A 21662-nucleotide genomic window follows, 5' to 3' on the forward strand; every position below is an offset into this window, starting at 1 on the left:
AGAGGGTATATCAAAAATAAAAACATACTATCAACGTATTACTTTCTATTGTTATGTTGAACGATAGTGAAACGTCTCTCCTCTCAAAAGAGATTCTTCCCTACAGCCAGGATGACAGAATGATCGTAAAAATTGCTTTTGATACACCCTCTTTCTATTCTTGGACTTTTGTTAGATTTGACCATGATTCATCCTTTTCAAGTTCATATGTATATTGCAATTTATTGTTTTTCACTTTATATCTATTTATTTCATTTGGCAGATTTTTAAAGGCTTTATCATTGATGATATATTTTTCTCTCCACAATTCCATAGTATATTTTCCATTGGGATGGAAGTATACATTATATACTTTGAAATCTTCAGAAAAGCAAATTCCCCTATCAGTATCCCAATTAAACCTCCATACCCCCTCTATCGGATTAAACCCTTCCGGCTTAAAATTAGGGTCGGCAGGATCGTTCCAATCGCCGTTCCATACAAATTCTTGGGGTTTCTTCATTTCCTCTTCCATATCATCTCCACACGAATAGAAGGCTACAGACAGGCTGAGTAGTAGGATTATGGATAGTAGTTTTTTCATTTTTGTCTCGGTTTGTTTGAGTGTAAAGATATAGAAAATAGCTGAGGAAGCAAGAATTTTTGTTAAAATGAGATTTCTGCGTATGGAAAAAGTAATAATCGAGAAACGGTTCAATCAAAAAATGATTTCTTATTGCTACTTTCGTCTTTTGAATAAATTGTGACAAAAAATACAGAAATCGACGATTGCTTTATGAAAAAAGTTGCCTACAGTGCTTTATATAGCCTTTTATATCTTTTAGGTCTTATTATTCTATATCTGATAATAGGGTATATAGTAGAAAAACTATACGGCTATCCCCAACAATCGAGCGACGCGTATTTATTATATAATCCTTTTGTGGTTGTAGGAAAAACCATGAAAGCATATATTGTAGGGTTAATTGTCTCTATCAATATTCTGGTTTATCTTTTCATTAGCAAGAGGATGGATAAATTTTTGTTTATCCCATTCTTTACTATATCGGCTATGCTTCTGACGATATTTGTATATGCTCTTTTCTTTTAAAGTATCGAAATCACTTCCTCTTCTGATCGTTTCGGTATTGCTCCAACTGTTTATCAATTGACTTCCCTGTTCTGGTATTGAGATCAGCGGGAAGGCCATAACCATCGCAATGGAACGAGCAATAGTTACAATTATTGGCACATTCCCTGTCGCAATTCGGATAATTACATTGATTAATACCAAGTAATGAATTGATTACCATACATGAATTGAGGGAGATAAAAAAAGATAAGATTAAAGTTCGCGTTAGTAGTTTTTTCATATTTGTAATTTATAAAGCTATTCGCTACAAATTTAAAAAATTTTCAAAAGGAATAAAATAAATAAGAAGCCCGCGAAATCACTTCGCAGACTTCCCAACCTTAACACAAACTTTACAAAACTACAGACATAAAACAGCCTACCTCCGAAAAAGTTCGCTACACAATCACTAAAAAGTGTAAAAAATGTTAATTTATATTCTTAAAAAAGAAGATGTCCATCGGAAAGGTTGAGTTATGGATGTGAGGAAGGGGTAAGTAGATTGTAGTCAAGGGCGTGAATAGATAAATAGTATTGGAGATAGTTGAGACTCAACAATAGATCTATCAAAGTTTTTTTAGTAGACTAAATTTTGTTTTTTTAATTACACTGTAGATTTGATTCTAGTCTTTATTATTAAAAAATTGATGTTCAGTAATGAGTATTATCAATCATTAATTTACAATATTTTAGAAATCTTTATTTTTTCAGAATAAAGATTATCTTTGATTTATTTTTATAATATATACTAATATCATATGAAAATATTACATTTATCTGATTTGCACTTTATTGACAATGAGAAGTGCCATGCGAAAATTAATGAAATAAAAAATAGAATCGTTGAAAATAATAAAGGAAAAGATATTGAGTATTTATTTTTCACAGGTGATCTTGTCCAAACAGGCAATAACATAGAAGATTTTAATAAAGCATTAAGTGTTTTTGTATACGATATAGCCTACAAGCTGAATATTGATAAGCAAAATATTATAATCTGTGCAGGAAATCATGATGTGCATAGAGATCAAGAAATGCAATTAGTAACAGAAGCAATTGATAAAATAAGAACAAATGATGACTTAGATAAATTTATTATTGATAAATCTCAGTTTGAATTAAGCTTGAAAAATATTCAGAATTATATTGATGTACAAGCTTCTCATTATCAAGACAACACTATTATTCACCCATTATATACTATAACTAAAATTAATGATAGAGGTCAGATTATAAACATAGTTACAATCAATTCCTCTTGGCGGTGTAGAGATGACGAAGACTCTGGACGATTGTTATTCCCTAATATTTTTTTATCAGACATAAAAAACAAGATTGAAGAAGATGATTCATTCAGTATTATACTTTTACACCATCCCACAAGCGATTTTAATTATTACAATAGAGTATTAATAGATGAGTTTATTTTGAATCATTTTAGTGTGAAATTTTCAGGTCATATTCACAAAAATAAGATTCAAAAAAGTTACATTACAGATAGAGGTATTGTAGACTTCTTTTCAGAGTCATGTAATTGCGACATATCTAAAAATGAAAATGTAGGCTATTTTTTATTAGATATAAATTTTGAGAATGCAAAAATAAACTTTAATAGTTTTAGAATCGATAGTGATTACATTCACTATCCTGTAAGCTCCGAAGTTGTAAATATTCCTATCGGTAAAGAAAAACGAGAGAAGATAGAGTTTACATTATTACTTAATCAAATATTTGAAAATGAAAATTCGCAATTGAGGAATCTATTTATTTCTGAATCAAACAATAATACATTCTTAGATCTATTTGAAACCCCATTATTAAAGAATACACCAACAATGTCTTTAAAAGGGCTCTCTAAGCAGCAAGATACAAGTAAGATAATTACAGTTGATTCGCTTTTAAATGAGAAAGTAAATTTTGCTATCTATGGTAAAGATAAATATGGTAAAACTATTTTGTTACACTACATTTATCTTAGTCTCTTGAAAGACTTTTCTTATTATCAAAAGATACCTCTTATAATTAATGCTGAATTTTGGAAAAGTCGACAAAAAATTGATGATTTGTTTATTACTAAATACAATCTTAGTAGAGCTTTTCTTGAGAAATATAAAAATAATTATTCATTAGTAATCCTTGTCGATAACATCTATAAAGATCCAACAGAAACGCTTTTAGCAGAAATACAAAATTTCTTGAAAGAAACACCTAATTGTTCGGTTATCTATTCAATTAATGAAATGCTTATATCTCAGCAAATGGATAACGATTTAGATAAAATATCTAAACCCATATATATACATTCTTTAACAGCAAAAGAAATTAGGACTCTTACAAATAACCTAGATTGTGATATAGAGATAAAAGGACAAATCCTGAAAAATATAAAAACAGTATTTAAACAATTAAATCTTCCTGTTAACTATTGGACTGTTTCTCTATTTATTTGGGTATACAAAAATTCTAACAATAAACATTTCGAGAGTAACTTCGAACTTATCGAGTTATATATTGACAATTTATTAGACAAAGAGGATATTGTTACAAATCGTATTTTTAAAATAAATTATGAATCTTTAAAGGAGTTTCTTGGTGAATTAGCTATCTATCTAGTCACTGCATACAGAGAAGCTGTATATAGTATCTCATATGATGAATTGGTTTTGTTTATGCATGAATATAAAGAAAAAAATCGTAGGTTTGTAATAGAGACTGAGTTATTAGCAAAGTTGCTAATAGATAAAGGTATAATAATAAAGAATATACAAGGGAGGTACGGTTTCCGTTTAAAAGGAATATTTGAGTATTTCATTGCATACCATCTAAAAGATGCAGCAAGACTAAGAGACGACATTATAAATAATGATACAATATATTTATCTTTTGGTAATGAATTGGAGTTAATAGCTGGATTTAATAAAAAAGATAAAGATTTCATCAATAAAATATATGACAAAACAAATGATTTTTTTTATGAGGCTACTCAGAAATATATTGACTCAACTAAAGATGATATATTAAATGCAAAAAGTAAGGAATTACAACAAAAAATGAATGAGCTTAAAATGTTCTCAGTTGTATCATCAGAAGTAAATAGTCTAGCAATGTCTGACACTGATAATAGTTATCAGGTAAGCCAAAAGAAAATTTATGAGAGTATAGAGAGAAACTCTCAAAATTTAGAGAAATTTTTATTTATTTTATCTCGCGTTTTCAGAAATTCTAATATTAATGAGAGTAGCTTAAATGACAAAGTACTTGATTTTATATTAGATTCAACATGTAATTTATCATTTTTAATTTTAGAAGAGGGTTTAAAAGAAAAAAATCCGAGTGAATATTTGAGTTTATTATCCACTTTTACACCCTTTGTTGCACAAGGTTTTTTGTCAGAAGCTTTGTCTCAAAGTAATTTAGAAACTCTTTTTTTAGATAAAATAGAACAGTTGAAAAAGTATCCTGGTAATGATTTCAAACTTTATATATTATACACTTTAGTTATAGATTTAGACTTAAAATCTAATAAGAAATATATTCCAGATCTTATAAAACACACCTCCAGTAATATTATTAAATTTGCTATAATATCAAAGTTATTATCCCATCTTATGTTTGGGGTTTATCTTTCTGAGGATACTAAAGATTATATTGAAAATCAAATATTATCAGTCGGGACAGATCTAAAGTATTCTATAAAAGATATGGAAAACCTGAAAAAGTCAATAAATAATATTAGACAGGTAAATAGAACTAAAGATATTTATGATAATCCAAAGAAATACCTAAACTAATGATATGATTTCAACACACTAGAGTATTTATTTTTTATTAAAATATTTATATAATTTATTATTGAATTCAAAATTTAAGGCCTCCTTATTATGTTATTTATGCAACAAATCAAGATACAATAAATCAAAACAACCCTAGCAATACATTCTACATCTTTGCGATACCCCTAAAAAATAACGACTATATATCCAATGATATACAGTCGCTATACTTGCTTTCTTGTGACCCTGGCGGGAATCGAACCCACAGCTAAGGAACCGGAATCCTTTATTTTATCCATTAAACTACAGGGCCGTTAGGCGACACAAAAATATAAAATTATTCCCAGCTTTTGTATACAATCCAAAATTATCTTACAGCCTCCCACAAAGAACAAAAAGAGACACTCTCAGCGAATATCTCTTTTTGACTACAATCGGTTCATTCAATTTAATTCACAGTACAGAACGCCCTGATACGTCGGTATACAGCCATGACGTTTACTTCCGCCAAAAGCATTGCCGACAGAATCAGTGTACCTCCAATCACTGTTCGGCTAGTTATCTCTTCATTCAATATTATATACGCAAATACAGTCGCAAAAATAGGTTCGCACAAGTATGTTAACGCAATCTTCTCGGCCTCGATATACTTCTGAGCCGCATTCTGAATACAATACATGTAAGCCGTAGACAAAATGGCGACAAACAGCAGTGCCTTCCATACATCAAAAGGCAACGACATCGAGACAGCCCCAACGCCCTGCGTAGATACAGTTAATGCACCCGCCAAAAGAGCACAAACAGATAGCTGTATGATAACAAACGGAATAGCCGTTACCTCAGACCGTGAGTCTGTGCTTATCTTGCCTACATACAATATGTAAACCGAATAAAACAACGACCCCACAAACACCATCAGGTCTCCGATCCTAAAGTCTGAGAACCCCGACGCCATGGCAATAATATACAACCCTGCCAAAGCCAAAAGGCACGCCACCCACATTCGTGTCTGAATAGATCTTTTCATAAATAGGAACGCAAACAAAGGAATCAGCACGACCTCTACCCCTGCAATAAACGAGGCATTGGACGAACTTGTATACTTCAACCCAACCGTTTGCCAGCAAATACCCATGAAAAGGAATAGCCCGGCAATAGCGCCTTTACGGATTGTTTCACTGTTTATCTTCGGAATCTGCTTGTAGAATATCAAAGCAAGAATGAAAGTCGCAATCAAGAAACGATAAAACATGAATGTGTAAGGGTGGATAGAATCGAATGCATCTTTGGATAAAGGAAACGAAATTCCCCAAAATGCAGTTCCCAACACTAAGAGAGGCAGGTAAATTTTGCTTTTACTCATCAATCAAAATAATTTAAAAATTAGTATATCTAAATTATTAGGGTATGCAAAGAACTCTTTACAAAAGGATACCCATACTCCCTATTTTCTTCCCTAACGCTGGAGTACAAGTAGCAAAATCCTTATCTGAGCTGCAAAAGTATAGCTTTTTTATACAATAACAAAATCAACAACGAAGAAAAGCCCCATAATAGACAAACTCGATAACGTATAGAAACAAAAAAAGCAACCACAGTGGGTTGCTTTTTCTTTGTATATAAAGATATTCTTTATTTTACTTTATCTACGATTGCTTTGAACGCTTCCGGATGGTTCATTGCAAGGTCTGCAAGAACTTTACGGTTGATCTCTACTCCATTCTTGTGAAGAGCGCCCATCAGGCGAGAGTAAGACATACCTTCCAAACGTGCAGCAGCGTTGATACGTTGTATCCAAAGTGCACGGAAGTTGCGTTTTTTAGCACGACGGTCACGGAAAGCATAGGTAAGACCTTTTTCCCATGTGTTTTTGGCTACTGTCCACACATTTTTGCGGGCTCCATAGTAACCTCTTGTTAATTTCAGAACTTTTTTTCTGCGGTTGCGCGAAGCAACATGATTGACTGATCTTGGCATAATTTACGTTGTTTTGAATGATAGCGGTTTTTTTATTTCAAAAACACTTTGCTGCATACATCCGGTTAATAAATCTTTAAAACTTGCTTTTAAGAAATACAATTATTTCATTCCCAACAATTGCTTAACAGACTTTTCGTCCACCTTGCTTACTGTTGTTGTGTGAGTAAGGTTTCTTTTCTGTTTTTTTGTTTTCTTAGTCAAGATGTGACTTTTGAAAGCATGTTTTCTTTTGATTTTTCCTGTTCCGGTAAGGGCAAACCTCTTTTTGGCACCGGAATTAGTCTTCTTTTTTGGCATCTCAGTTTATTAATTAAATTAATTTATATACGAATGCAATTCTTTCGAACTGCTTATTCTGCGCTTTTTTCTTCGTCCTCTTTCTTTTCCACTTTCACCTTTGGCTTATCTTCCTTCGGTTTAGCAGGAGCAGCCTTTGCAGGTGATTTTTTAGGAGACATCATCATGATCATTCTCTTACCTTCAAGTGCCGGCAACTGATCTACTTTTCCGTAGTCTTCAAGCTCGGTAGCAAAACGAAGCAACAACACCTCTCCTTGTTCTTTAAACAAGATAGAACGTCCCTTGAAGAATACATAAGCCTTTAGCTTAGAACCTTCTTCGAGGAATCCTTTGGCGTGTTTCAACTTGAAGTTAAAGTCATGATCGTCGGTCTGTGGTCCGAAACGAATTTCTTTCACCACCACCTTCACCGATTTGGCTTTGGCTTCTTTTTGCTTTTTCTTTTGTTGATAGAGGAATTTCTGATAATCTGTAATCCTACAAACAGGAGGTTCTGCTGTTGGAGAGATTTCAACGAGGTCAAGCTCAAGCTCATCAGCCAATCGTAAAGCCTCACCAATAGAGTATACCCCTTGCTCGACATTATCTCCGACTAAACGAACTTCTCTAGCTCGAATGTTATTATTGATCTTGTGTAACTCTTCTTTTTTTTGATTAAATCTATTGTTCCTCATTCAAAAAATGTTAGATTCTTTTCCTTTATTTTTCCTTTATTTTTATTTTTAAAACAAAGCTGGGTGCAAAGGTAATAAAAAACTTATTGAATTTGTATAAATTTCCCTATCTTTTTAATTCAAAGGGGGATGTCTCCTATTCTTACTTATGCATCCAAAATTGCCACAGCTTCATCACTTTAGTTTCAATTAATCAGATTTCGTTTTGTATAACGGCTCTTATTTACCAATTATCATTTACACTAGCTCCATCCGATTGAATGAAATCAATAAACATCTTCACTTCATTATTAAAATGGTCTTCAAGTTTTTGCTTTTCATTTTTCATCAAAAGTTTTCCCTTATTATCAAAAATAGCCCAGCCTTTCATTTTACTGGCAGCAATATAAAACTCATTGCCACCCTCCTCGAAGGTTAAACTCAGAGTTGTGATATTATACCGAACACGTCCATCCCGAAATCTCATTTCTATCTGATAAGCGCCATTTATTTTGAGACTAACCAGCATTTTAGAAAAGCTGAATATCGTTGGGTAATAAAGACTATATCGCAAATAATCTCCATCTAAATCGGATTTTATTGCAAATTTGGGATTCGACATTTTTTCATTTACATACCGCTTGGACATACTATACAAGTCTGATGCCGTTTTTCCGTCAACAGGAATAACTAAAAAGTCTTTCGATGTATCAGCAGCGTCTCTCAACCCTTCGGGGGTTAATTCAAATTGTTGCGAAAAAGAGGATAATGAGATCACTCCCAAAATGAGTGTAATTAATAAAGTTTTTTTCATTGTATTGTCTTTTATGTTTGCATTAAAAAACTAATATACGAAATAAAACCTTAAATACCGCATGAACAGACAAACTTAGCCAAAAACAGGATCAAATTATACTCTATATATTACAGTATATATTAATGTAACCCTTAGAGCATCATCGGCATATCCATAAAACGATGAGAATGCAAAGAGTAAGTAGCAAAGATTAAACTACACAAAATCGTACTCTTGCCTTATCGTATCTAATCGGAAATTGTTAACTTTATCAAAAGAATGAATAAAATACGCTAGATGAAAAACATTTTACCTTACGAAAACATTGTGTACGAGACTCATCTGTCCGAAAATGATATACAAAATAGAATAAACGACATTATCAGAATACAGAATACGTACAAAGGATACTCCACAAGTAATGCATTTGAGATAAAACGCAATATAAATTATCAGAATTCTTTTTCACCTAAAATCAAAGGCGAATTTCACAACGAATGGGGCAAGACCATAATCAGAGTAAAAATGAAACTTCCTAGTTATGTTATTATTTTTTTGGGCTTCTGGTTCTCATTCATTATTCTCATCGGTATCTTGTTTCCTTTTTTAATAAATGAGAATGAGTTCGGCATATTTTCTTTAATTCCTTACGTAATGTTGATTATGGGATGTGCATTAACGATAGGAGCATTTAAGTTTGAAAGCATCAGAAGCAAAAAAGACTTACAGCAAATATTCGAGGCAACGATAATTAAGTGAATGCTCTCAGAATCGGAACAATAAGAAAGCTGAATTCTTGTACAAATACAAAGAGTCCCAAAAGTTCTTATAACTTTTGGGACTCTTTTATATTACGTAGTAAAAATGACGATACTTAAGCCTGCTGTTCCCAAGCATTCATCATCTGTTCCATTTCTTCATTTAGCTGTGCGGCAAAGTTCACAAACTTCATCGAGCCTTTATCACCATCCCCCTGTTTGCGGATCGAAACCTCTTCACTTTCTGCTTCTTTCTCTCCTACAATCAGCAAGTAAGGGATACGCTTCAATTCGTTGTCACGGATTTTGCGTCCAATCTTTTCGTTACGGTCGTCGACCTGCGAACTGATACCCTGTTGCTTGAAATAGTGAGACACACGGTGAGCATAGTCGTTAAACTTCTCGCTGATAGGCAATATCACCACCTGATCGGGAGCAAGCCACAATGGGAATTTTCCTGCTGTATGCTCTATAAGCACGGCAATGAAACGCTCCATCGACCCAAACGGCGCACGGTGAATCATCACCGGACGGTGTTTTTGGTTGTCGGCTCCTGTGTATTCGAGTTCGAAACGCTCCGGAAGATTGTAGTCTACCTGTATTGTTCCCAACTGCCAACGGCGACCCAATGCGTCTTTCACCATAAAGTCGAGTTTAGGGCCATAGAAAGCCGCTTCGCCAAGCTCTACACGTGCCGGCAAGCCTTTTTCTTCACAGGCTTCTATAATGGCACGCTCTGCTTTTTCCCAGTTTGCATCGCTACCGATATATTTTTCACGATTGTTAGGGTCTCTGAGCGAGATTTGTGCTTCGAAGTTTTCAAAATTAAGAGCCTTGAAGATGATAAATACAATATCCATCACTTTGAGGAACTCCTCTTTGAGCTGCTCAGGCGTACAGAAAATATGCGCATCGTCCTGAGTAAACCCACGTACCCTTGTCAGTCCATGAAGCTCGCCACTTTGCTCGTAACGGTATACAGTACCAAACTCCGCCATACGCAAAGGCAGGTCACGATATGAGCGCGGAACAACTTTGTATATTTCGCAGTGATGAGGACAGTTCATCGGTTTCAACAAGAACTCCTCTCCTTCTTCCGGTGTATGTATCGGCTGGAAAGAATCCTGTCCGTATTTTGCATAGTGACCCGAAGTCACGTAAAGCAATTTACTACCGATATGCGGTGTCATCACCTGTTGGTATTCGAATCTCTTCTGTATCTTCTTCAGGAAGTCTTCGAGTTTGAGGCGCAACTGTGTACCACGAGGCAACCACAATGGAAGGCCTTTACCCACATTTTCGGAGAAGGCAAACAGTTCAAGCTCTTTTCCGATTTTGCGGTGGTCACGCTTCTTGGCTTCTTCGAGCATCAAAAGGTACTCGTCGAGCATTTTCTTTTTAGGGAAAGTGATACCGTAAAGACGTGTCAGCTGCTTGCGCTTTTCGTCGCCACGCCAGTATGCACCCGCCGCACTAAGTATCTTCACTGCCTTGATATACGATGTATTGGGCAAGTGAGGGCCACGGCAAAGGTCGGTAAATACCCCTTGTGTATATGTTGTAATGGTTCCGTCCGCGAGGTCGTTGATAAGTTCTACCTTATACCCCTCGTTACGGTCGCCAAACATTTTGAGCGCATCGGTCTTTGTTATACTCTGACGTTTGATCTCTTCCTTATTGGCTATCAGCTCCATCATTTTAGATTCGATCTTATGAAAATCGGCATCTTTGACAGGAGTATCACCAAAGTCTATATCATAATAGAATCCATTCTCGATGGCAGGGCCTATCCCAAATTTTGCATGAGGGTAAAGTATCTGCACCGCTTCGGCCATAAGGTGTGCCGACGAATGCCAGTATGCATGCTTTCCGTCTTCATCTTCCCATTTCAGCAATTCGATCGTCGCATCCGTATCTATTGGTCTTGTTAAATCCCAAACCTCCCCGTTTACCTTTGCGGCAAGCACGTCTTGCGCCAAACGGGAACTGATACTCTCAGCAACCTGCATAGATGTTGTTCCTTTTTCGAATTCTCTTACGGAACCATCCGGAAATGTAATTTTAATCATATTCGTCTTTCTCTTTTTTTAGTTATGCAGCTCCTACAAATAAGCTGCTTTCCAGAACTTGCAAAAATAAACATTTTTTACAGATTAATATAATTAGCCATCACAGATTTTATTCAATTCCACTATTTACGCCCCGCATCCATCTTTCCGAAACCTACGTTATTGAAGCTTTCTTCATAAACTCTTCTTATGTATTTAGTTATATGATTATTAAAGGGTTGTTTTTTTATATAATAATATTATCTTTGCATAATATTTGTGACAAACATTTATTAAACGAGGCAACACAAGTCGGTAATACGGAAGACTTATTTATGAATTCTGACCAGAACAATATGTTTATTGAGCATATATTTCTTTCTGATGATGCACAAGATATGTTTATTTCATTGGTAGCATAAAGTCGGTTTACATATAATTTTTCTTTATTTTCAATCCACTTACTTCTCTTTTATTTGTCATAAACAAATTAGACATAAAACTTTACAAAAGTGTATACTAAACAAATACTGTATTTTATAAAAATTAAAATCTTATTCCTCTGTCTCTATGCCAGAGAATAAATAGCACGACTTGCAATTTTCATAAAAAAGAAAAAAGCGATAAAAAAAATAGATACTTACAACAAACAAGACTATGCGATTATACACGATTATTGATAAAACTTAAAATTGAAAACTACATGAAGCAGACAAACATGAGACAAATGCCAAAACGCATATCCTTCGGGGTATTATTATTGCTGATAGCAATTTTCTGCACAAATCTGACAACAAATGCACAAGTAACCATTGGTTCGGGTGAACCTTCTGCTACCGGAGCATTATTGCAGCTGAAAGATAAAGACAATATTATTGATGGTACAGCCAATGCCTCCAAAGGGTTAGCCTTACCACGTGTAAACCTCTCACAGAAGAATCAGCTCTTCCCTATGTTTTTGAAAGATTCGAGCAATCCGACTTCCGGACCTAGCGATGATTATGCGGCAAACAAGACGGGCATAGATCAGATGCACACCGGACTGATTGTATATAATCTGGTAGAAGACGACGATAAGGAACTGTGTCTGGGACTAAACCAATGGGACGGTGAAAAGTGGAATTGCTTCGAATCTAAGCTTGGTAACGCCGTTGTAGAAATAGGTAATTGCGACTCGTTGACCTTTGCGGGGATATACCAAAACAATGTATCGCTAAACGCAAGCAATTACATGACTATACCACTGCACGTAACAAAAGCAGGGGCATACAATATAATTACAATGCCCGATCCGTCTAACGGCTATTACTTTACTGCTTCGGGCGTTTTTCTGACTACGGGTTATTATTACCTTTCTATCCCCGGTGCAGGAACACCAACCAACCATACAGTAGGAACAGCAGGTGATCTCATAAAAATAACATTTAACGGAAAACAACTGACCACTTGCGACCCTTTGCGAATCAATGTGGAAGATTCTTCGGTGAAACCTGTTTACAATATGTCTTGTACTGCCACTAAGGTGAGAGGTGTATATGAGCTAAATAAACCGCTCGACCCTGATGCAAATTACATTGAAGTGACATTGAATGTAACAGCCCCATACGGAGCAACCTACTCTATTGAAACAAACACAGTAGATGGCATTTACTTCAAAGGCTCGGGTCTGCTAAGTACTGCCAGCCAAACAGTAAAACTTCAAGGCTATGGTACTCCCACCAGTGTAGAAAACAAGGTAATGACAATCACATCCAACAGTTCTTCAAATGCTTCCACCTGTAAGGCAACCGTTGTGGTAAGCTATCCTACAAAATCGGTATTTGCGTTCGGATATTATGAAAATACAGCCGGATATCTAGGTCAGCCCGGATCGGGACTAAGAAAAATGATGGATGCTTCTGTCAACTTTGGTAATACAGAAAACAGCACCGTTAAGATAGTACCTTATTCAGCGAATCAAACATTCTATCCATACAATGTTGTAAGCGGAGGAGCAGCCTACAATACAGCCACTGTTAAAAGCTATCTGGATACAAAACCCGATATTGTTATCACTGGTTTTGACCTCGACCCTCTCGATAAAGCAACTATGGCAAGCAATTTGGTCGATTATCTGAAAAAAGGAGGTGTCCTTATCTTTGTATGCGAACGTCAGGCAATGGTGAAAGCTTTTTTTGAAGCTCTGTATCCGGGATATACCATCACGGCAGACTGGACAACAACCAATGTGATGTCTCTAAACTTTGTGAATGACGACGTTGTGAATGGTCCGTTTGGCGATATACGTGGGCTTTTGTGGGGTAATGACAGTTATGGTGCTTCGGGTGCTCAAGGCTTACCCGATGATGACGATATAGTAATTATATCTAAAAATAACAGTGGAACACCAATGATATTGAAGCACAAAAGATACAACCTCCTCTTCATAAGTGAGGGCGGGTTTGCAGCCAACTTCAATGGTACGACAGGATCAGGAGCGGGTGGATCGGCTTCTACATATCCTCTAGCTATCGACGCCAGCTTCAAACCTACCACACGTACGGGATGGACCGGAGGTAATGTAGAAAATGCACGACTTATGGCAAATGCCTTAGCTTGGGCAATAAAGCAAGCTCAATTTAATGGGATAAATACACCGTAAATTTATATTATTGAAGAAGTGGGGACAAACACTTCTACTGCATATTAGAAAGAAGCCTGTATATAAACAGGCTTCTTTTGTTTTTTAGGGGGGAAGTAAGGTTGAGTGTATCCCCTATTTTCGAGAGATCATTTCAACCGATTATTTTTAGTCATAACCTCTCACCGGCAAATCCCCGTCGTAGATATAATAAAAATTAGCTCCGAACTCGGAGCTAATAAAAGGTTTATTATTTGATTTCAATTGAGTTACTTAATCAGCAGAAGACTATTCAGTCATACGCTTGATAATGCTATAAGCTTCTATCACACCAAGCTCTCCTGCTTTGCGCATATCATCCAAAGCACGGTCTTTGTCCTTGATCTGGAAGCGTGCCAATCCACGATTATAGTATGCTTCTGCAAACTGAGGGTCGCGCCTGATGGCTTCGTTATAGTCTAAGATTGCCGCACGGAAATCATTTTGCTTGTAGCGTATTTCCGCCCTGTTGTAGTAAGCATATACAAACTCAGGGTTAAGCTCTATAACCTTGCTGTAGTTCTTCACAATGAGGTCGTACTCCATCTTTCCCGGATCGAGCATCGATGCTCCTGCCCCAGTCAAAGTAGCATCTTTCTTCGCATTAGCTCCTGTCAAAGAAGAAAGGGCATCGGGCTGTTCCGATTTCTTATCATATTCAGGAACGTTCTCTTTCAACTCCAATTGCTTGGTATATACCACCGCCAAGTCGAAATAAGCCAACGTAAATCGAGGATCGAGAGCAATCGCCTTATTGAAATTCTCAATAGAGTTGCCAAAGTCTTGGACTAGCATGTAATCCAATGCACGAGCATAGTACAACTCTGCATTCGCAGGGCTTTCCTCTATCCGTTTCGACAGTTCGTTTATCGACCAGAAATGATCCGCTATCTGAGGCTCATTCAGAGCGGCTTCGCTATTGGTTATCCTCAACTTTTTGGGCAATGTAGACTTGCGGTTAAGACCGTCTACCAACTGGCTATAATATACAAAACGTCTGATGTCGTTCGGTTTTTCGTAATAAGTAATCACAAAGCGAGGTTCGAGCTCAAGGCGCACTTGCTTATTCTGAATACGTCCACGAGAGTTACTTTCGTACTTGCTCTTTTCTTCGTCTTTCTTATCGGCAACAACAAGCAAGTTAAATTTATCGATATCCTTATCGGATGTTTCCCTTGTCTTAGCCTCCTCTTCGGTAATGCCTTTGGCTGCCATTTCTTTATTCTTACGGGCCTCTTCGTTTCGGGCATAATTGAAGTCACGCTCAGCACCCTTCAGGTCGTTTTGCCTGCGTTTGATTTCGCCCCTGCTATAGAATCCGTGATAAAACTCGGGATACTGGGCAAGCACCACATTGAGGTCGGCAATCGCTCCATTGTAGTCGCCGATGTTACTCTTTATGAGAGACCTGTTGAAGTAAGCAATATAGTTGTTAGGCTCAAACTTGAGTACTACATCGAAGTCGGCAATGGCACGGTTATCGTCACCCACCTGTGCACGTAACAAGCCTCGGTTGAAGCGAGCAATTATATTGTTTGCATCAAGCTCTATAACCTTGTCGTAGTCGGCCATAGCACCACGAAGGTCGTTTTTGGAATAACGAATAAGCCCCCGGTTGATATAGTTGCCCGATTGGAGAGGTTCTATCTTTATAGCTTCGTCTAAGTCCGCCAAAGCCTTATCATAGTCTTTCTTGTAGTAATGGAGCAATCCACGCATAGAATACGACTGAGCCATATACTTATCCTGCTTGATGGCTTCATTGTAGTTTTCGAAGGCCTGAATGGTATCTCCTTTTTCCTGATACATGGCGCCACGTGTTAGATACCCCTGAGTATATGTGGGGTATATGCGAAGCAGCTCGTTCAGATATTTCTCGGCTTGGTCATAATCTTTCTTCTGAATGTTGACAATACCCATATTTACGAGCGTAAACTTATCGTTCGGGTAGTTATCCAAAGACACTTTATAATCTTCCAACGCCCCGTCGTAATTATTCTGATTTTGACGGGCATCGGCTCTCAACTGATATGCCTTCGATATAAACGGATTTCGCTCCAATGCCAGCGTACAATCGTCTTCCGTTCCTTTAAAGTCGTCGAGATAATATTTTGCGATTGCCCTATAAAAATAAGGCTCGGCAAGATACGGCTTTGCTTTTATCACCTGATTGAAATACTGAATAGCAAGCACGTAATCTTCATAATAAAGCGAATTTCGACCGATGAGGATTACTCTATCCGTATTTATTTGGGCAAAACTAGACAGACTGCTGAATAAAAGGAATATTGAGAATAGAAACTTTTTCACGATTATAGTGTATTAATCAACGATTGGCAAATATATGAATAATACATTAACAAAAAAGAAGAGAGACCGTTGGAGCCTCTCTTTTTTATATTTTTTAGTTTTTCGAAATTTAACTTTCAAAATAGTCGTCGTGATAATACGAATTCTTCTTCAGATAGTATGTCTTGTCACCATAGTAGCGTGATGTTCCATAATAACCTTCCCTACCCTTCACATCGTTGAACACCAAGGCTATATTTTCTACACCATCGAACCCAAGTTGTGTAATCACGCTCTTGAAGAACGCCTTGTTGGTTTTGGCTCGGCGAACCACAAACAGCGTTGTATCGGCCATAGAAGAAAGGATGTAAGCATCGGAAACAAGACCTACCGGACTACAGTCTACGATAACATAGTCGTATTCTTCTTTCAGGTGTTCCAACAATTGCTTTGTTTTGGCAGTCTTGATCAGCTCACTCGGATTAGGAGGCAGCGTTCCGGCTGGGATAATATCGAATCCGTAGTCGGGGTGCGAAATAATGATCTCGTCCAGAGTAACCTGCCCTATCAGATAGTTGGATATTCCCTTTTGTGCGTCGATCTGTAGTGTTTTTCCTACCGAAGGACGTCTGAGGTCGAGATCGACAATAATTACCTTCTTACCCATCAACTGGTAAACAGAAGCCACATTGGTAGCGATAAACGTTTTACCATCGGCAGGTTCGGTAGAGGTAACCAATATGGTGATTTTATTTTCACGCTGAGCCATATATTCTATGCGTACACGCATATTGCGGAACGACTCGGCAAAGCTCGATTTGGGGAAATTCTTCACCAGCACAACACCGCCCGCCAGCTTTTTCGATATATTCTCGATAGTCCCGATAACAGGCAATCCCGATATTTTTTCACACTCCTCTTTAGATGTAATCGCAAAATTGAGAACCTCTTCTTTGACTACGACAAAGATCAACGGAATAACCAAAGCTATCATCAGGAAGTACATATAATTTTTGCTCTTCTCGCCCGTATTCATCGCTCCGCCAACCATACGTGGATATTCCCATATAAAGTTGTCGGGTGTATTGGATGCTCTTTGTATCTTGGCTTCGTACTGTCTTTGGGTAAGAAACTGGTGATACATCTCGTTGACATTGTATTCTCGCTGATATTTTATCAAGTCTCGTTCCTGCGGAGGCAGGTTGTCGAGCTTGAGATCGAGGTTCTGGTATTTCTTCACCAAGAGGTCTTTCTGATCCTGAAGCTTCACCTGAATAAGTTGCAGCTCCCTCAATATCTGCACACGGCTCTCGTTCAGCTTGTTGATAGCCGTCATATAAATCGGGCTCTTAGGTCCTAAGTTCTTCGACTTTCTAAGCTCCTGATTATATTCCTCAACGTATCTCGACAATTTTATTTCGTCTGTCAACCCTATACTTATAGGATCTATCAGCTCTGCACTACCCATAATGCCTTCTTTGATCTTCTGTGTAGTAAACAGTACTGTTTTTTCTCGCATCGCCACCTGATCTCTATCCACATCGGCAACATCAAGCTCCCGCCTCACGGTAGCCGAAGACACTTCATATACTCCCGTCTCTTTTTGGAATCGTTCGAGCTTGAGACGTGATATATTCAGCGAGTCGTTGATAACGGTTATCTGGGCATCAAGGAATTTGATCGTCAGGTCGGCCTGTTGATTTTTCAAAGCCAGATTATAATCCTGAAATTCATCCAAAAGAGCTTTCAGATAATCCATATCCTTAGCCGGATCTGTTCCGTACATGCTGACGGTAAGAGCCGTAGAGTTTTCGGTTTTGAGGGCAGTAGACACCCGTCCGCTATACATCCCTGTGAGTTGGCTATTGGTAAAAAAGCGGAAGCTAAAGGGCAGAAAGTCGCGCTTGAAGTTTTTCGTTTTGCGAATCGTCCCTTTAAAGAATTTATTCTCTACAGGACTATCAAACACTACATTGAAGGCTTCTTCGGGTTCTCCGTCCAAGCCATCCTTGTAGCTCACACGTATCTGGCTATCGCTAACGTATGCCACATCAAAGACTTTGCTGTATGCCCCGGGCGTAATATCTGTTTCGAGGCTGTCGATAGCAATTTCGATGGGCGAATCGGTGTAAAGGCTGATATATTTAAACCTTGTCTGGATAAAGTAGTCGATATGCATCTTCTTCGGCAGGTTCTTTACCGTTCTTTCGGTAAGCCCGTACGATTCCAATACAATCTGCTGATTTTCGGTGTTACGCAAGATACTTCCCAGCGGCACTGCTCCCGATATCATACTCGATCCCCGGTCTTCGAGTATTATCATAGCCTGAATTCCGTAGAAAGGCACCCACGATTTATTTTTTATAAATGCGTATGCCATAAACAGCGCTATCGAAATAACAAAGAGATACCAGTATTTCAATATGCGGTAAAACCAAAGTACGAAGTCGAAAGACAAGGTCGTCTTGGCCTTTATCTCTTCGAAATACGGGTCCGTATCAGCTCCAGGTTTATTATTTATGTCCATCGTAAAAAAGTATTTGTGCTAGAAAGGGTTGCTTTTGTATTTATATCGATCACCAGCGATACATCACCGTATACACGAGGAATGTAAGAGGGATCATCATCGTTGCCGCAAACGAGCCTAACGATTCTATATTAAAGAACGAATTCTTGTTTGTAGGGAAATATATCAGGTCGTTGGGACGTATATAGTAAAACTCGGACTGAATCACATCCTGGGTTCTGAGGTCGAAAGTTTTTACTATCGAATTTCCCAAAGCGTCTCTACGGATGATACTTACCTTCGACAAATCCATCGTACCCGTAGTCTGCTGCGATATGGCCAATGCCTGATAAATGGTCATATTATCTTTATAAACAGAATAGAAGCCCTGTTTGTTAGACGCAAGTATATAAAAATAGTTGCTTGACAATGTCACTTTTACCTGTGCATCGAGGATAGACTCCTGTATCAGCTTCTGGATAATATCTTCTGCCTCCTGAACCGTACGGCCTGCGACCTTCACTTTGCCGAAGAAAGGGAGAATAACTGTACTGTCGCTGTATATAGTATATGCTTTGAGAGCATTCTGATTGGGACCCACCACCGAGTTGAAAGCACGGAATACTTCTTCGTCGCTGGTAGAGATAGAGCATGATATTTTATCATCCACAGCCAGCCTGTATTCGGTATAGGGCTGTAGAGGATATTGCAAGTTGATATTTTGCAGATAATTTATTTCTTCACTCGAGATGCAGGAAGAGAATATACCAACCATCATCAAACCGGATAACATGTAATATATTATAGCCTTCATATCAAAATACTCTAAGTGTAAATACAATAACCCCGGCCACTGATGTCAGCAAACCGAACAAACCGGCAAAAGAAGTGGTTGTACCAAGAAACTTACGTTTCATCTGAGGGATATACAACACATCGTTGGGCTGTATATAGTAATATTCCGAATCTATGATATCCTTGCTTCGGAGGTCGAATGTTTTTACGGTAGAGCCTGTTTCCGTCTGGCGGATAATGCTCACTTTCGATCTGTCGGCGTATGCCCCTATCGTGCTGGCTATAGAGAGAGCCTGATAGATAGTCATAGTGGTACTGGGCATATGTATGCGGTTTGCCCCCGCTTCGCCAAGTATGCTGAAGTATCTGTTGTAGAGAGACACTTCGGCAGTAGTTCCGTCGGCATAGGCATTCAGCTTGTTGGATATAACATTCCTTATTTCGAGCATCGTTTGCCCTTGCACATACACCTTACCGATGTAGGGAAATGTTATCGTTCCGTCGGCATATACGGTTACAGGAGGTACTCCGGCTGCATCATCGAGACCTCTTGTCTGCGAGTAAGCGTCTACACCTGTACGCTCGCTGATACCTTGCCCCGAAAAACGAGGGGTATAAGCCGAAAACATGGCTTTGGTTTGTTCATCCCATGCATATACAACAATGCTGAGTTGGTCGCCCGGTATCACACGATATTGATCGGGCTTGACTGACGTTTCGGGATATTTAAGTTTTATGTCTTGTAAAAAGTCTGTGTCCTTGTTTGTTACACAAGAGCTAAGACTGTAAAAAATAGAAACAAGTATTATAAATACCTTGATCACACTTTTCATAATAACAGGTCTTAGTTTTTTGTTTGCACCGGTTTTACTCTATATCGGCAATTTGTCCTCCCCTTTAGTAGGTTATTTAATTTAGATTTTATCAATTGTTTTCTGATTCCCGAGATAAGGTCTACAAACAGTACGCCTTCTATATGGTCGTATTCGTGCTGAATGCAACGTGCGAAGAAATCCTCATACACCTCGTCGTGAGCTACAAAATTTTCGTCGAGATACTGAATGCGGATTCTCTCTTTACGCTCCACCATTTCATTGATTCCCGGTATGCTGAGGCATCCTTCTTCCAACTTCACAGGCTCGCCTGACTCTTCTACTATCCGAGGATTGATAAACACTTTTTTAAATCCTGCGTATTTGGGTTCATCTTCGGCCAGCGGCTCGAGGTCTATCACAAAAAGGCGAATAGCCAATCCTATCTGAGGTGCTGCCAGTCCGATGCCATCGGCATTGTACATGGTTTCGAACATATTGCCGATAAGCGTCTCCAGATTTGGGTAATCTTTTGTAATATCTTCTCCGACTTTCCTAAGCACCGGATGTCCGTATAAGTATATTGGTAATATCATTGTTTAATTATTTGCTTTGTAATCGTAAACTTTCCATGTACCCTTGCAGTATAATAGTTGCACTGATCTCGTCTACAAGGCTTTTGTTCTGTCTGTCTGTTTTCTTTAATCCTGCGTCCAGCATTGTTTTGTGTGCCAAGACTGAAGTGAACCGCTCATCATAATATTCTATCTGCATATCGGGATAGAGAGATTGCAACTTCTTAACAAATGGACGGATGTGCTTCATGTTCTCCGAATATTCGTTATTCATTTGTTTTGGCAAACCCACAATGATGCGCTCTACATCTTCTTTCTGCAAATATGTTTTCAGATAATCCAAAAGAGTATGGGTGGGCACGGTAGTCAGTCCGTTAGCTATTATCTTAAGTGTATCCGATACTGCGATACCTGTCCGCTTTGTTCCATAATCCAGAGCTAAATATCTTCCCATATTATTTCGGCAAAGGTAGAAAAAATATTTATTTCCCTCTAATATAAAGAAGTAAATATAATAAGCGTGTCATTTCTTTTGACTGCTTCATCTTTTGGGGAGCATAATTTTGATACCGACTAATCAATCATCTCTACATTTGTAACATCATGA

General features: G+C 37.8%; 17 protein-coding genes and 1 tRNA gene. 3 read left to right on the forward strand and 15 right to left on the reverse strand.

What is annotated here, in order from left to right:
• Window positions 1–154: 154 nt before the first annotated feature.
• Window positions 155–583: a hypothetical protein gene (locus tag PKC55_RS05890; RefSeq protein ID WP_291126989.1), complete on the reverse strand. Its 429-nt coding sequence runs from the start codon at window positions 581–583 to the stop codon at window positions 155–157.
• A gap of 378 nt (window positions 584–961) precedes the next feature.
• Window positions 962–1273 (reverse strand): hypothetical protein, encoded by a 312-nt coding sequence (locus tag PKC55_RS05895; protein WP_291126991.1) that lies wholly within the window; start codon window positions 1271–1273, stop codon window positions 962–964.
• Between the two features lie 596 nt (window positions 1274–1869).
• On the opposite strand from PKC55_RS05895, the gene PKC55_RS05900 reads away from it, so the two are divergent.
• The gene (locus PKC55_RS05900) at window positions 1870–4902 is read left to right on the forward strand and encodes a metallophosphoesterase (protein WP_291126993.1); all 3033 of its coding nucleotides are present in this window, start codon (window positions 1870–1872) and stop codon (window positions 4900–4902) included.
• Window positions 4903–5125: 223 nt separating this feature from the next.
• Here PKC55_RS05900 and PKC55_RS05905 read toward each other — a convergent pair.
• The 6 genes from PKC55_RS05905 to PKC55_RS05930 form a co-directional block, all read right to left on the reverse strand.
• Window positions 5126–5197: transfer RNA gene (locus tag PKC55_RS05905), tRNA-Arg, on the reverse strand.
• A 135-nt stretch (window positions 5198–5332) separates the two neighbouring features.
• Complete coding sequence (locus PKC55_RS05910) at window positions 5333–6247, reverse strand: DMT family transporter (protein ID WP_291126995.1); 915 nt, start codon at window positions 6245–6247, stop codon at window positions 5333–5335.
• A 269-nt stretch (window positions 6248–6516) separates the two neighbouring features.
• The gene (gene rplT, locus PKC55_RS05915) at window positions 6517–6861 is read right to left on the reverse strand and encodes a 50S ribosomal protein L20 (protein WP_006798843.1); all 345 of its coding nucleotides are present in this window, start codon (window positions 6859–6861) and stop codon (window positions 6517–6519) included.
• Window positions 6862–6963: 102 nt separating this feature from the next.
• Window positions 6964–7161: a 50S ribosomal protein L35 gene (rpmI, locus tag PKC55_RS05920; RefSeq protein WP_006843779.1), complete on the reverse strand. Its 198-nt coding sequence runs from the start codon at window positions 7159–7161 to the stop codon at window positions 6964–6966.
• Between the two features lie 53 nt (window positions 7162–7214).
• Window positions 7215–7838, reverse strand: a complete 624-nt coding sequence (infC, locus tag PKC55_RS05925; protein WP_252638338.1) for a translation initiation factor IF-3 — start codon at window positions 7836–7838, stop codon at window positions 7215–7217.
• A gap of 223 nt (window positions 7839–8061) precedes the next feature.
• The gene (locus PKC55_RS05930) at window positions 8062–8631 is read right to left on the reverse strand and encodes a DUF4468 domain-containing protein (RefSeq protein ID WP_291126997.1); all 570 of its coding nucleotides are present in this window, start codon (window positions 8629–8631) and stop codon (window positions 8062–8064) included.
• Between the two features lie 279 nt (window positions 8632–8910).
• Here PKC55_RS05930 and PKC55_RS05935 point away from each other — a divergent pair, with 279 nt between their 5' ends.
• Window positions 8911–9372, forward strand: a complete 462-nt coding sequence (locus PKC55_RS05935) for a hypothetical protein (RefSeq protein ID WP_291126999.1) — start codon at window positions 8911–8913, stop codon at window positions 9370–9372.
• 115 nt (window positions 9373–9487) lie between these two features.
• On the opposite strand, the gene thrS is transcribed toward PKC55_RS05935, so the two are convergent.
• Complete coding sequence (gene thrS, locus PKC55_RS05940) at window positions 9488–11440, reverse strand: threonine--tRNA ligase (RefSeq protein ID WP_291127001.1); 1953 nt, start codon at window positions 11438–11440, stop codon at window positions 9488–9490.
• A 682-nt stretch (window positions 11441–12122) separates the two neighbouring features.
• Here thrS and PKC55_RS05945 point away from each other — a divergent pair.
• Window positions 12123–14060: a hypothetical protein gene (locus PKC55_RS05945; protein WP_291127003.1), complete on the forward strand. Its 1938-nt coding sequence runs from the start codon at window positions 12123–12125 to the stop codon at window positions 14058–14060.
• A 267-nt stretch (window positions 14061–14327) separates the two neighbouring features.
• On the opposite strand, the gene PKC55_RS05950 is transcribed toward PKC55_RS05945, so the two are convergent.
• From PKC55_RS05950 to ruvX, 6 genes are all read right to left on the reverse strand, one after another.
• Window positions 14328–16388 (reverse strand): tetratricopeptide repeat protein, encoded by a 2061-nt coding sequence (locus PKC55_RS05950; protein WP_283686757.1) that lies wholly within the window; start codon window positions 16386–16388, stop codon window positions 14328–14330.
• Between the two features lie 109 nt (window positions 16389–16497).
• A complete protein-coding gene (locus PKC55_RS05955) occupies window positions 16498–18894 on the reverse strand; it encodes an exopolysaccharide transport family protein (RefSeq protein WP_324372275.1) in 2397 nt (798 codons plus the stop codon).
• A 49-nt stretch (window positions 18895–18943) separates the two neighbouring features.
• Window positions 18944–19687, reverse strand: a complete 744-nt coding sequence (locus PKC55_RS05960) for a polysaccharide biosynthesis/export family protein (RefSeq protein ID WP_135104636.1) — start codon at window positions 19685–19687, stop codon at window positions 18944–18946.
• Between the two features lies 1 nt (window position 19688).
• A complete protein-coding gene (locus PKC55_RS05965) occupies window positions 19689–20501 on the reverse strand; it encodes a polysaccharide biosynthesis/export family protein (protein WP_283686755.1) in 813 nt (270 codons plus the stop codon).
• An 11-nt stretch (window positions 20502–20512) separates the two neighbouring features.
• Window positions 20513–21076 carry a peptide deformylase gene (gene def, locus PKC55_RS05970; protein WP_283686754.1) on the reverse strand — a complete coding sequence of 188 codons (564 nt, stop codon included), beginning with the start codon at window positions 21074–21076 and terminating at the stop codon, window positions 20513–20515.
• A gap of 7 nt (window positions 21077–21083) precedes the next feature.
• On the reverse strand, window positions 21084–21509 hold the full coding sequence (gene ruvX, locus PKC55_RS05975) for a Holliday junction resolvase RuvX (protein ID WP_291127006.1): 426 nt from the start codon (window positions 21507–21509) through the stop codon (window positions 21084–21086).
• Between the last annotated feature and the right edge of the window lie 153 nt (window positions 21510–21662).

This window comes from Dysgonomonas sp., from assembly GCF_035323175.1.
Lineage (GTDB): Bacteria > Bacteroidota > Bacteroidia > Bacteroidales > Dysgonomonadaceae > Dysgonomonas.

Coding starts and splice junctions, on each gene's coding strand:
- rplT (WP_006798843.1), bottom strand. CDS start 6,861: ATGCCAAGATCAGTCAATCATGTTGCTTCGCGCAACCGCAGAAAAAAA.
- PKC55_RS05955 (WP_324372275.1), bottom strand. CDS start 18,894: ATGGACATAAATAATAAACCTGGAGCTGATACGGACCCGTATTTCGAA.
- PKC55_RS05890 (WP_291126989.1), bottom strand. CDS start 583: ATGAAAAAACTACTATCCATAATCCTACTACTCAGCCTGTCTGTAGCC.
- PKC55_RS05965 (WP_283686755.1), bottom strand. CDS start 20,501: ATGAAAAGTGTGATCAAGGTATTTATAATACTTGTTTCTATTTTTTAC.
- infC (WP_252638338.1), bottom strand. CDS start 7,838: ATGAGGAACAATAGATTTAATCAAAAAAAAGAAGAGTTACACAAGATC.
- PKC55_RS05945 (WP_291127003.1), top strand. CDS start 12,123: ATGAAGCAGACAAACATGAGACAAATGCCAAAACGCATATCCTTCGGG.
- PKC55_RS05900 (WP_291126993.1), top strand. CDS start 1,870: ATGAAAATATTACATTTATCTGATTTGCACTTTATTGACAATGAGAAG.
- def (WP_283686754.1), bottom strand. CDS start 21,076: ATGATATTACCAATATACTTATACGGACATCCGGTGCTTAGGAAAGTC.
- PKC55_RS05910 (WP_291126995.1), bottom strand. CDS start 6,247: ATGAGTAAAAGCAAAATTTACCTGCCTCTCTTAGTGTTGGGAACTGCA.
- PKC55_RS05960 (WP_135104636.1), bottom strand. CDS start 19,687: ATGAAGGCTATAATATATTACATGTTATCCGGTTTGATGATGGTTGGT.
- ruvX (WP_291127006.1), bottom strand. CDS start 21,509: ATGGGAAGATATTTAGCTCTGGATTATGGAACAAAGCGGACAGGTATC.
- thrS (WP_291127001.1), bottom strand. CDS start 11,440: ATGATTAAAATTACATTTCCGGATGGTTCCGTAAGAGAATTCGAAAAA.
- PKC55_RS05935 (WP_291126999.1), top strand. CDS start 8,911: ATGAAAAACATTTTACCTTACGAAAACATTGTGTACGAGACTCATCTG.
- PKC55_RS05930 (WP_291126997.1), bottom strand. CDS start 8,631: ATGAAAAAAACTTTATTAATTACACTCATTTTGGGAGTGATCTCATTA.
- rpmI (WP_006843779.1), bottom strand. CDS start 7,161: ATGCCAAAAAAGAAGACTAATTCCGGTGCCAAAAAGAGGTTTGCCCTT.